At 43.8% G+C, this 9,887-nt stretch carries 12 protein-coding genes and 1 pseudogene; 6 read left to right on the top strand and 7 right to left on the bottom strand.

Features of this window, described 5'->3' with window-relative positions; translation table 11 throughout:
* Positions 1 to 283 (top strand): DUF962 domain-containing protein (locus tag A3763_RS23125; protein ID WP_068760599.1); only part of this gene is annotated, 283 nt, incomplete at its 5' end.
* Positions 284 to 334: 51 nt separating this feature from the next.
* Here the strand turns inward: A3763_RS23125 and A3763_RS23120 are convergent.
* Positions 335 to 1,501, bottom strand: a complete 1,167-nt coding sequence (locus A3763_RS23120; protein WP_068506966.1) for a carboxylesterase — start codon at positions 1,499 to 1,501, stop codon at positions 335 to 337.
* Between the two features lie 180 nt (positions 1,502 to 1,681).
* On the opposite strand from A3763_RS23120, the gene A3763_RS23115 reads away from it, so the two are divergent.
* The gene (locus A3763_RS23115; RefSeq protein ID WP_231872302.1) at positions 1,682 to 2,311 is read left to right on the top strand and encodes a TetR/AcrR family transcriptional regulator; all 630 of its coding nucleotides are present in this window, start codon (positions 1,682 to 1,684) and stop codon (positions 2,309 to 2,311) included.
* A 566-nt stretch (positions 2,312 to 2,877) separates the two neighbouring features.
* Here A3763_RS23115 and A3763_RS23110 read toward each other — a convergent pair.
* The 3 genes from A3763_RS23110 to A3763_RS29910 form a co-directional block, all read right to left on the bottom strand.
* A complete protein-coding gene (locus A3763_RS23110) occupies positions 2,878 to 3,198 on the bottom strand; it encodes a type II toxin-antitoxin system RelE/ParE family toxin (protein WP_068633161.1) in 321 nt (106 codons plus the stop codon).
* Positions 3,191 to 3,442, bottom strand: coding sequence for a type II toxin-antitoxin system ParD family antitoxin (locus tag A3763_RS23105; RefSeq protein WP_068506949.1), 252 nt, complete (start codon positions 3,440 to 3,442; stop codon positions 3,191 to 3,193). Before A3763_RS23105 ends, A3763_RS23110 begins: the two co-directional genes overlap by 8 nt.
* Before the next feature lie 126 nt (positions 3,443 to 3,568).
* Positions 3,569 to 3,700 carry a hypothetical protein gene (locus A3763_RS29910; protein ID WP_255374960.1) on the bottom strand — a complete coding sequence of 44 codons (132 nt, stop codon included), beginning with the start codon at positions 3,698 to 3,700 and terminating at the stop codon, positions 3,569 to 3,571.
* A 95-nt stretch (positions 3,701 to 3,795) separates the two neighbouring features.
* Here A3763_RS29910 and A3763_RS23100 point away from each other — a divergent pair.
* Positions 3,796 to 4,845, top strand: a pseudogene (locus A3763_RS23100) (ExeM/NucH family extracellular endonuclease); the annotation flags it as partial.
* Positions 4,846 to 4,933: 88 nt separating this feature from the next.
* Here the strand turns inward: A3763_RS23100 and A3763_RS23095 are convergent.
* Positions 4,934 to 5,470: a GNAT family N-acetyltransferase gene (locus A3763_RS23095; protein WP_068633554.1), complete on the bottom strand. Its 537-nt coding sequence runs from the start codon at positions 5,468 to 5,470 to the stop codon at positions 4,934 to 4,936.
* A 67-nt stretch (positions 5,471 to 5,537) separates the two neighbouring features.
* A complete protein-coding gene (locus tag A3763_RS23090; protein WP_156495285.1) occupies positions 5,538 to 5,870 on the bottom strand; it encodes a zinc ribbon domain-containing protein YjdM in 333 nt (110 codons plus the stop codon).
* Between the two features lie 206 nt (positions 5,871 to 6,076).
* Between A3763_RS23090 and tmpT the strand changes: the two genes are divergently transcribed.
* The 3 genes from tmpT (at position 6,077) to A3763_RS23075 (ending at position 8,120) form a co-directional block, all read left to right on the top strand.
* Positions 6,077 to 6,718 carry a thiopurine S-methyltransferase gene (tmpT, locus tag A3763_RS23085; protein WP_068633888.1) on the top strand — a complete coding sequence of 214 codons (642 nt, stop codon included), beginning with the start codon at positions 6,077 to 6,079 and terminating at the stop codon, positions 6,716 to 6,718.
* Between the two features lie 54 nt (positions 6,719 to 6,772).
* A complete protein-coding gene (locus A3763_RS23080) occupies positions 6,773 to 7,333 on the top strand; it encodes a bifunctional 2-polyprenyl-6-hydroxyphenol methylase/3-demethylubiquinol 3-O-methyltransferase UbiG (RefSeq protein ID WP_068506961.1) in 561 nt (186 codons plus the stop codon).
* 178 nt (positions 7,334 to 7,511) lie between these two features.
* Positions 7,512 to 8,120: a Yip1 family protein gene (locus A3763_RS23075; protein WP_068554227.1), complete on the top strand. Its 609-nt coding sequence runs from the start codon at positions 7,512 to 7,514 to the stop codon at positions 8,118 to 8,120.
* Positions 8,121 to 8,197: 77 nt separating this feature from the next.
* Here the strand turns inward: A3763_RS23075 and A3763_RS23070 are convergent, their stop codons facing one another.
* Positions 8,198 to 9,877: a hypothetical protein gene (locus tag A3763_RS23070; protein ID WP_068633885.1), complete on the bottom strand. Its 1,680-nt coding sequence runs from the start codon at positions 9,875 to 9,877 to the stop codon at positions 8,198 to 8,200.
* Positions 9,878 to 9,887: the final 10 nt, after the last annotated feature.

Genomic DNA, 9,887 nt, shown 5'->3' with positions numbered 1-9,887 from the left:
AGAATTCTACCCTTACTACCTATCTGAACACAGCAACGCGACATGCAGGCGCTTGCACTTCCTCGGTACTGCACTCGTTATTTTACTGCTCGTTACACTTATTAGTACGCAAAATTGGTCACTGCTAATCGCTCTGCCACTAGTCGGTTATGGTTTCGCCTGGGTCGGACATTTCTTTTTTGAAAAGAACCGTCCGGCTACTTTTACATACCCGCTATGGAGTTTAATGGGTGACTTTGTGATGTTTAAGGATATGCTGCTCGGCAAAGTTAGCTGGTCTTAGTTGTGAGGGAACCACTGTCTGGTCACGCAACATTCGCATAGAGCAGCATGTTTAATTCCGAAGAAAAAGTCTTAGAGCTTGCTCCATTTTCGAGTAGTAAGGGTTCCATGTTAAACGGGCAAATAGTTTGTCTTCTTCGCTATAACCCCATGCTGAAAACCATACACTTTCACCCTCTTCGCATCGGCGCGTATTTGAGGGATTAAAGCTGTTTCCGCACATTCGTTTTTCTCCTTTTTTGCCGTAGTAAGGGTTGTCTGGAGCGAATAGTGGGCTCATATGTGAGCCAGAACTGATTCTCAGTTCCGGCAGTTTCATAGACTTAGTGATAATCTTATCGTCTTCAATAATAGACTCTCCATACCAAATGAAGCGATTTGATGCATGGGTGAAGTTTGAGTCAAAGTATCCTTTGATGGCATGAGGGTTAATGACACTGTCTGCCTCGCTCATCACAATCAGGGTTGGGACATTTGTTTGCTTTGATTCAAATAAGTCTCTGACATATTGTGCACTCTCAGAGTAAGCGATCGAAGCATTAATTGGCGAGGAGCGATATCGGGCTAGGTTATCTTCTTCTGCCTTCCAGCCCCAGTCCATAAATGTCGCAAAGATGGGAGCCAAACGCTCTACAAAAGGTGAAAATGTCTCAAAGCCCGGAGAAAACAGAAGCAAACCATCAACACCACCCTGCTCAATGGCATTGATAGTCACGAGGTTTGCACCGGTAGAAAAACCGCCTAGTAAAACCTTGTTGTACTGTTTTTTCAGCTGTAGAGCATAGTGGTCAACAATGTCTTGCCAATCTTCATAGTGAGAGAGCATTAAGTCCGAAGGCTTACTTCCGTGCCCAGGCAAAAGTAAAACGTGAACAGCATACCCTTCGCCGTGGAGCGATTTAGCAATATCAGAAAAAGAATAAGGCGAGTCTCCCAAGCCGTGAACCAGCAATACAGCTTTCTGTGTCGGCTCATTAGGCATCAACATAAACGGTGCGTTCATGTTGATCTCTTTTTGCTTGTTCTGTGAAATAAAACTTCGGTTATGCGATAACCATGCTCTAGACACCTCTATATAGCTTTCAAAGTCTCGCTGAATATAATTGTAATACTCAGCACTCTGATGCAAAGGCATTTTGCTGTCCGGCATACTCGCACAACCTTTAACAATCATCAGTGCTGTAAGCACCAAAGCAACGCGCGCTATTAAACGTAACATGATTCTCTCCTTCTGACTTACAGCATGCTGCCCGCTTCCATAGCGATCCATCACTGAGCCCACCATGACGTCGCCATACAATAAGTAAACTAATCAGTGCAGTTTACTTATTTAAATTGAAAAGTAAACTATGCAGTGTAAAAATGTACTTTATTGGTATTTAAGCTGTTGAGACTCAATGTGAACGTAATCTGTCAGACCTTAAGCGAAAAAAGCAAAAGCCGCAGTGAATTAAAGAGAGAGGCGATCATTGATGCCGCGAGAAAAGCCTTTAAGGAATATGGCGTAGATGCGACAAGCATGGATAAGCTAGCGGAAATTGCCCAGGTATCAAAGCGAACGGTCTACAATCACTTCGACTCTAAAGAAGCCTTGGTAATGTATTTGCTGAAAGATCTATGGGATCAGGCGATGGTGAAAATTGATGTTCATTATGATGCCGTCAGCCCCTTGGGTGAGCAGCTAACAGCATTACTAAAGCAAGAAGTGAATCTGGTGGGCGACAAAGAATATATCGATTTAGCACGCGTGGCGCTAGGGCACTTCCTGTTCCAGCCGGAGGCCCTACAAAAAGAACTTGAAAAGTTCGATGATGAAGACACCGCGCTGACGCTATGGTTAGAAAGCGCGTCTAAAGATAAGCGCCTAAATTTACATGACACAGAGCTAGCTTTCACACAGCTTCACAACCTAATAAAGGGAAGTTGCTTTTGGCCTCAAGTTGTTCAAATTGCGCCTGTTTTATCTGAACCTGAAAAACAAGCACTAGTGCGCGAAACCGTTGATATGTTTTTGGCTCGATATAAATAATGATAAATATTAATTGTAAAAGTCAGCGCTTGAGCTGAGCTATTAGAACACTGCGTTCGACTAAAGCGCACGACTCCTGCGCATTACTTAGTCGTTAAAGTGCCAAATTCGGCCCCTAGTACGTACCTTGTAGGTCGGGTTTCAACCCGACAGATCGGTGCCAATGAGGTAGTTAATAGGTATTGTAAGCACCGCGTCGGGCTGAAGCCCGACCTACGAATAAAGTGCGAATATGCCAAGTTCGGACTCTTCGATATCAATAGGGTGTGCCGTGCGCACCAGCGGAGTTTGATACCTCGTCTTAGTAGGCAGAGGGTTCAACCCCTCGCATGAATCTGCCCCGTGCTAGCCCGCTTGCGAGCCGTGGAAGGCTCTGCCTACAGGTTAGGGAAATTGCTTTGGCCGCCCCCCCATTACTGTTTGTTTGAGTCGCGGGGTTTATCGGTGCGCACGGCGCACCCTATTTGAGTTGTCAGGGTCTTAAATGCGGACTCATTGGCACTAGTGAAGAAAATTCCGATTAGATGTCTCAAAAAGTTACATCAAATTCATTGGCGGCAAAGAGCTTAATCTCGATCTAGGATATCAATTAGATGTTTACTTGGTTCCATGCGTTGATGAAGAACCCTGAAGATTTCAATGCCACCCTGGCACTCTGCATAATAAATGAAATGTGACTCAACTCTTACATGCAAACAGCTTGGTAGTTGGATATCAAACGTATTTCCCTTCTGAGGATTGCAAGCTAATTGCTTAAACATTATTTCTATATCTTTGATATAACGTGCAGCTCGAGCAAAACCAAATTTCTCTAGGCTATAATCAAAAATAGCTTCTAAGTCTTCATCTGCTTTTTGGTGTACAAAAAAGCTTTGGTTTTTATGCATTATGCTTTTTCTTCATCCGTTGAATAAAATCATCAGCATTCCAATTTTCGATAATGGGACTATTTTCACCATCTTTAATAAGCTGGCGTAATTCTGCTAGCTTTGATTCAGCGTAATGCTCTTGCAGAAGTCTCAAGCCCGCGCGAATGACTTCACTTTGGTTAGAGTAATCACCTGAACTAATCAGACCTTCAATAAAACCGCCTTGATCATCAGTAGGTCTAAATGTAACGGTATCTGCCATAACAAACCTCTTCGTAAGAATATGTCTTACAAATAAATTTACATGACTTTATTCAGGCTGGCAAGGAATTAACCAACACGGCTAAACAATAACTACACTTGAATTCGTTCAGCAAGATCAAGCACATCATCTACTTCTACCGGTACCACTATTAGCACCGGTGATGAGGTAAGTCTTACCTTTAAGAGACTCGATTCGCTCAGGTGTCCAGCCTTTTGGGCCGAATTGATGTTTAGTAAATTGGCGGTTGGTAGACATTGCTTAAACTCCTTTATGTGGAAATAAGGAAATAAGGGGTCGGTGACAACTGATTCTTATTTGTCACCGACCCCTTAGGCTCTTCTACGGATCGTGGCGCTGACAATGCCGATGAGCTTCAGCGACAAGAAGATAAGATAGTGAATGCTATTCTAGCGATGAATGCTGATATCGTCGGTTTGATGGAAATAGAAAATGACGGTTTTACTGAACAGAGTGCGATTGCTAGCTTAGTCGCGGCAATTAATGCGGCAGGTGGCGATTATGCTTATATTGATCCAGGTGTCGATCAAATTGGTACGGATGCAATTGCTGTTGGTCTTATTTATAGAAGTACCCAAGTAAAACCGATAAAACAAACGGTCATTCTGGATAGCTCGGTAGATTCGAGGTTTAATGATGATAAGAATCGACCAGTCTTAATCCAAACCTTTAAAGAAAAAGGTTCAAAGGAGAAGCTTACCGTTGCAGTCAATCATTTAAAATCAAAAGGAAGTGATTGTGACGAATTGGGTGATCCTGACATGAATGATGGCCAAGGCAACTGTAACTTAACACGTACAAGTGCCGCGACAGCATTAGTCGATTACTTGAATTCTGATCCAAGCAATAGTCGCGATAGTGATTTTCTGATCATTGGTGATTTAAATGCATATGCTAAAGAAGACCCCGTTTCTGTCATCAAAGAGGCTGGTTATGTTGATTTGTTTGAACACTTTGTAGGTGATAAAGCCTATTCTTACGTGTTTTATGGGCAGGCAGGTTCACTTGACCATGCTTTAGCGAGTGACAGCTTAAGCTCACAGGTAAGCGGAGTCACTGAGTGGCATATCAATACCGATGAGCCTCGTGTTCTTGATTACAACACTGAATATAAGAGTGATACTCAAGTAGCGGATCTGTATAGCGCTAGCCCGTACAGAGCTTCAGATCATGACCCTGTGATTGTTGAGCTAGCTTTGAAATCACCGTTAAAGGGTGATTTTGATGAGGATGGTGTTTTGGGCTTTGCCGACTTTTTAATCTTGATTGATCATTGGGGGTGTAGAGATCAAAGCTGCGCTCAATATGACTTAAATAAAGATGGAAAAGTCAACTTCCGAGACATTCGTAAGTGGCTTAAGTGGTACAGGAAGTCACGATAGTTTTCCTATTACCATTCAATTAAAAAAGGCAGCTCGAAAGCTGCCTTTTTTGAACTGTACACACTCTTAGCACAGCACATACTCGCGTTTACCAATACTCAGCTTTGGCCAAAGCCTTAACACTTCTGGAACGGCCATCTATTGCTTCGATCGAACAAGCTGTCAGTGACTGTGCCAGCCACCCTTCTGGCTGACTCAATTCAAACGGAGCCTTGACCACGTTCTCACTAATCGGCTCAAAGCCTACTTTAGAATAATAATTCGGGTCACCATAAGTAAAAACCAGTTCTACACCAAGAGATTGTAGAGACTCAATACCATAGTTAATTAAGGATTGACCTACCCCCTGCCCTTGACAGGTCGTAGCAACGGCAACTGGAGAAAGAATAAAAGCAAGCTTGTCATTTGGGAGAAAAAAGCGACTCAAGAAAATCGCGCCGACAAGCCTTTCATCTTTTGAGGCAACAAAACCAAGTAAATCTTCTTCGTTGGTGCTAGCAATCAAGTCGGCAACTAAGTCGCCAATTAACAAACCCTCTTCCTTTCCCTCAGCCCGAGAAAAGACATCACGAAACAGCCCAATCACTTCTTGTGACTGAGCAGGCGTAAACTCAGCTAAGTTCATAGTGCAAAGTCTCTAAGTGATAGAACGCGAGAATATCGATTCCCCCTATGAAGAGAACATATCAACACTAAGCTTTTTTAACGTATTTCGGTGTCACTTTAAGCGCACCGATTCCTGGGACCTTACAATCAATATTGTGATCATCAGAGCTTTCGATCAAGCGAATATTTTTGATCTTGGTACCGACTTTTACGACAGAAGAGGAGCCTTTGATCTTAAGGTCTTTAATAACGGTAACACTATCGCCATCAGCTAACACTGCGCCATTTGAATCTTTTACAATCAAACGATCTTCATCTTCTTCAGCATTAATGGGCCATTCATGGGCGCACTCAGGACAAACAAAACTAGGGCCGTCTTCATAAGGGTATTCAGAATCGCACTTCGGGCAATTAGGCATAGATATTCTCTTTTAGGTTTCAACATGAATCTAACAATGAATCAGCCTGCCCTGGGAGCAAGCTTTAAAGTGTTATTATCTACCAATTAGCATTTAGAATCTTCTAAATAAGTAAGATCATTTTATGTCGACACTTAGTTACACTTGCCTAAGCGCTAGACAGCGTTAAAATACTTAACCTTCCTAAGCTCATCCCAGGTATCTATATGCAATCCGATTTTTGGTTCAATTGTTGGAAAAACAACACCATCGGCTTTCATGAAAGTGAAGCAAACCCTAACTTGGTAAAACACCTCGACTTGCTCAAGCTCGCCCCCGGTAAACGAATACTTTTACCTTTATGTGGGAAAACTCTCGATATTCCTTGGCTAGCCTCTAAGGGATTTCAGATTGTTGGCATCGAGTTAAGCGAGTTGGCCATACAACAACTTTTCGATGAAATGGGCGTTCGGCCAGAAGTGAGCACCCAGGGGCAAATTAAACGCTATCATGCTGAGAATGTAGACATACTAGTCGGTGATTTCTTCAGTGTCGATAAAGAAGCGCTTGGCCAGGTTGACGCTGTGTTTGACCGTGGCAGTTTAGTTGCTTTGCCTGTAGAGATGCGCAAGCAATATGCCTCACACCTCAACACTCTGGTTGCTGGAACGCCTCAGCTAGTGGTTTGCTATCAGTATGATCAGAGCCTAATGGGTGGACCGCCTTTTTCAGTTAGCGAAGAAGAGTTGCAGCAACACTACGCACAGCATTACAACTTGCGGCCCCTTGATAGCACGAAGGTTTCAGACAAGTTTTCAGCAGCCTTTCCTATCACTGAATATGTCTGGCTACTTGAGGGCGAGAATTAAACCCTCAGCCCTTTTATTCTTGTTAGCAAGCCTACTCACTAGAAAGAGAAGACCATGAAAGAAGACCAAGCTCGCTGGAATAAGCGCTTTAGCGAGCGCCCGATGGTTCAAGCGAAAGCACCCGCTTTTATCGAGGAGGCTTTAGACCAGCTCCTACCCGGCAGTGTGCTTGATATTGCCAGTGGCGACGGTGCAGCAGCCTTATTCCTAGCCGCGAAAGGCTTTACTGTATCGGCTGCCGACATATCAGAAGTCGCCCTGGATCGACTGAACACCTTCGCACAAGAGAAAAACCTAGAAGTAAGCACTTATACCTTAGACCTCGATCACCCAGAACAACTAAACGAGCTAGAGACGTTTGATAACATCGTGATGACGCACTTTAAACCAGCGCCTCATTATTGGCCCCTGTTCATCGCACTGTTACGCCCCGGTGGAAAGTTACTTTTGAGCACCTTTAACCTCACCCATCATGAGAAAAACGGCTTTTCCCGTCGCTTCTGCCTAGAGCCAGGTGAACTCAGAAATATAAACGAGCACCTGGAACTCGAGCATTTCGCCTCCATTCAACGAGGTGAAAGTTATATGGATGATTATCTGTTTCGCAAAGTGTAAGCCTTCCTACGCTCACTCAAAAGCGGAGTTCATAAGAACAAAGGGGAAGTACACGTCGTTTTTTAAGTGCAAAGAGATCTAAGCTTCTGAACCCTGACTGGCCTATAATAAAACTGTCTAAGAAATAGACAGCGCAGTAACTCCTAAAAAACAATAATGATCAATAGAGGTTTACCGTATGTTATTAAGTCATGTCCCTGGAATGTTCACACACCCCGATGAAGAGTGGGAATCAATAAGAAAAGAACATTCAAGCCCGCTTAAGATGGCCGCCTATATCTGCCTTCTCGCCTTGATTGCCCCAGTATGCGCCTACATTTCAACCACTCAATATGGTTGGCAAGTGGGTGAAGGTCAGTTAGTTTACCTTTCTCAATCGAGTGCAATGACGCTCAGTATTTTGACTTATGTCGCCATGGTCGCGGGCATTTACTTTATTGGCTTTATGATTGACTGGATGTCTCGCAACTATGGCAGTGGCCATGATGAGTTTGCCGCGAACGGAATAGCACTCGTCGCTTACTCCTGCACGCCTCTGTTCCTAGCTGGTTTAGCACCACTGTACCCAGAGCCTTGGGTGAATGCTGCTATTTTCCTCGCAGCAGCGGGTTATGCAGCTTACCTGATGTATGACGGTTTACCTCATGTACTGAAGATATCCCAGGATCAAGCCTTCTTCTTTGTCGGTGCGATATTAACAGTTTCTCTGGTTTATCTGGTGACAACATTAATCGGCACCGTCATTATTTGGAGCATGGGCGCTGGCCCAGAGTTTGTCACACGTTAAAGGGCAAACACTAAAAAGGAAATACCAAAACGCAGAAGGGGACTTATATTAAGCCCCCTTCTCATTTCATATGCCACTTACCACTGCAAACGAATATCTTTCATACGCTGTTTATCTGCTGGTAGCGTCGGCGCAGTATCCGGATCCACTTCCTTATAAACATTTGTCACCGGCGTAATGTTCGCGTCTCGACCATGGATAAAGTCCTGGTCAGCAACAATGGTCATGTAGGCTTTGTTTAAATCAAGTGCTCGACGAACAGAAGGCGTTAGCAGCTCATATACATCGGCGGCAACCACCTCTTCTTCCTTAACTGTTCCATCTTCATTAAACCATTTCTCTAGCATTTCACCGTTCTCACGAAACTCATCACCACCACCAACTCGCTTTAGGTAGTCCAGGATTTCACCTTCGGTATCACCCATTACCGGCGCATCTTTCATGCCCTTCAAGTTAATATAGCCCCAACCTTCAGAGCCTGTAACCTTCCGTGGAAATGCAAAAGTCTGATCTATCGTACTGCCAATCGAGGTATGACAACCCATGCAGAAGTTATGTTCTTCATAGCTTTGTCTACGCATTGAACCGTCGGCATTTTCTATGAAGCCCAGAATCATCCAGCCAAAGCTGTTATCAAGCCCATGATCACCACGATTGATATACTTCGGCAATATTTCATCAATCTTTTCTTGTCGCTCGTTGCCATACATGGAAATCAAATCAGGCTCATCAAACAATTTGAATTTGCGCATGTAACGCACTTCCTTCATTCGTGGTGACACACCTATATCACCATCAGCTGACACGCCTACATAACGAACAGTATGAAGGAATTGAACACCTTCAGGGTAAAGCATTGGTACGACCGCTACATCAGACGCTTGCCCCACATAGAAAGCGGGTCTATCGATTTCGTAAATCACACCAAGGTGACCATCATTATTCAAGTCGGTACAAAATACGCGCTCATCAACTTGTGGCAAGGATACTGAATCCAGGTTTTTAATCGCCGCTTCCATAATCGCAAGGTTAGCTAAATAAGTATCTCGTGAATAAGCACTGGTATCGTTAGTACAACTCTCGGCAGCCGCTCTGAATTCTTCAGGTAAGCGCACCATTACGTCATCTGTAGAGCCATTTGTTGGCCAAAAGGTGCTAGGTTGAGGTTTGTAATTAAATGCGACCCAGTAGCTGCCGTCTTTGGCAATGCCTTCGTCGTCAAAAGCATCTGCGCCTTGCTGTAAATTTACAAGTTTTGGGATAGGGCCTTCCCAATCCGAACTTGCTTCTAATTGCTCAATTAAAGGCGTGTAGTTATCCGTATTAATGTAATCAATAACCTCTTGATCTGAGATCTGACCAACCTTTTCAGTCTTATCTTCAAACAAGTTCTTCCAATGATTGGTCACCCCAACATCAGAGAAAGCATATTCTGCCTGTAATACGCCATCGGCCATATAGTTTGTGCTGGAGCCAAAAGGATGTGTCTGGTGACAAGCCATACATGGATTGTGCTTTGCTTCATGTTTGGTATAACACTGAGGAGGGACAATCGCTTCTTTGTTATAGGTAATGCCATCTTCCGTCGCACGAAGCTGACCTGATGTTCCCTCATTAATCTCTGTCGGGAAATTAAGACTCGCTAATAGCTCTGTTTCAGCATCAGGGTCATTTTGTGTGTTGTTCTTGCTCGTATTCGAATCACTGCTACAAGCACTCATCAGAACAAGTAAGGCCAATAGGTTAATATATTTCATAAGAATTTCT

It is taken from the genome of Oleiphilus sp. HI0128, from assembly GCF_001635365.1.
The sequence above is the reverse complement of the archived record's forward strand: the minus strand, read 5'-3'. Positions and strand labels throughout refer to the sequence as shown.